This window comes from Amycolatopsis sp. NPDC051071 (assembly GCF_040682875.1).
Classification (GTDB): Bacteria; Actinomycetota; Actinomycetes; order Mycobacteriales; family Pseudonocardiaceae; genus Amycolatopsis.
Genome location: NZ_JBFBBY010000329.1, coordinates 1 through 1,409 on the forward strand (window position 1 = coordinate 1; position 1,409 = coordinate 1,409).

Genomic DNA, 1,409 nt, shown 5'->3' on the forward strand with positions numbered 1-1,409 from the left:
GGGACTGTCCCAGTAACGGTGTTTCTGGCCCGACGCGCCGGGCGTGAGCTCGGCGGGAAGGGCACGGTGTGTGATGACACTGGACGTCATGAGTCCACAAGCGACAGGTAAGGGCAGGTCCGCGAAGCCGAAGTCGGCGCAGGAGGAGCTGGCGGCCTCGATGGTCGCGCAGGCCCAGGAGCAGGGACTGGCCTTGACCGGGCCGGACGGGCTGCTCAAGCAGCTGACCAAGACGGTGCTGGAGGCCGCGTTGAACGCGGAGATGGCCGAGCATCTCGGGCACGAGAAGCACCAGGTCGAGCCGGGTCGAGCCGGCACGAACGTGCGCAACGGGACGCGGTCGAAGACGGTGCTCTCGGACGCGGTGGGCGAGGTGGAGATCGCGGTGCCGCGGGACCGGGACGCGAGTTTCGAGCCGGTGATCGTGAAAAAGCGGCAGCGTCGGCTGGGGAGCGTGGATGAGATCGTGCTGTCACTGTATGCGAAAGGCCTGACGACGGGTGAGATTTCGGCGCATTTCGCCGAGATTTATGGTGCGTCGGTGTCGAAAGAGACGGTGTCCCGGATTACCGATCAGGTTGTCGGGGAGATGAGCGAATGGTGCTCGAGGCCGTTAGATTCGGTGTATGCGGCGGTGTTCATCGACGCCGTGCATGTGAAGATCCGGGATGGGCAGGTCGCGAACCGCCCGATTTACGCGGCGATCGGTGTCACGCTGGAGGGCCGCCGGGATGTGCTCGGGCTGTGGGCTGGCCAGGGTGGTGAGGGCGCGAAGTTTTGGATGCAGGTGTTGGTGGACTTGAAGAACCGCGGTCTGTCCGACGTGTTCTTCGTGGTTTGCGACGGGCTGAAGGGGCTGCCCGAGGTGGTCGGGAACGTGTGGCCCGCGGCGATCGTGCAGACCTGTGTGGTGCATTTGCTTCGCAATACGTTCCGGCTGGCGTCGAAGCGGGACTGGGATGCGTTGAAGCGAGACGTGAAACCGATCTACACGGCACCGAATGCGGTCGCAGCGGGAGTTGCGTTGGATGATTTGGAGGAAAAGTGGGGTGACAAGTATGGCGCTGTGATCCGGTTGTGGCGCAACGCGTGGGAAGAGTTCATTCCATTTTTGGATTATGATGTGGAGATCAGGCGCGTGTTGTGTTCTACTAATGCTATTGAGTCGTTGAATTCGCGGTATCGTCGTGCTGTGCGGGCACGGGGACATTTCCCGAGTGAACAGGCTGCGTTGAAGTGTCTGTATCTGGTCACCAGGAGTCTTGACCCGACCGGCACCGGGCAAGCCCGGTGGACGATGCGATGGAAACCGGCGTTGAACGCGTTCTCGATCACCTTCAGTGACCGCTGGCCGGGAGCTGAGACCTACTGACAACCACGGCCGGAAACACCGTTCGCGTTACAGTCCC

General features: G+C 62.3%; 1 protein-coding gene. It reads left to right on the forward strand.

Going from position 1 to position 1,409, the window contains the following annotated elements; all coding sequences use genetic code 11:
* Positions 1 to 88 precede the first annotated feature (88 nt).
* A complete protein-coding gene (locus tag AB0M65_RS40845) occupies positions 89 to 1,372 on the forward strand; it encodes an IS256 family transposase (RefSeq protein WP_364041061.1) in 1,284 nt (427 codons plus the stop codon).
* The last annotated feature ends 37 nt before the right edge of the window (positions 1,373 to 1,409 follow it).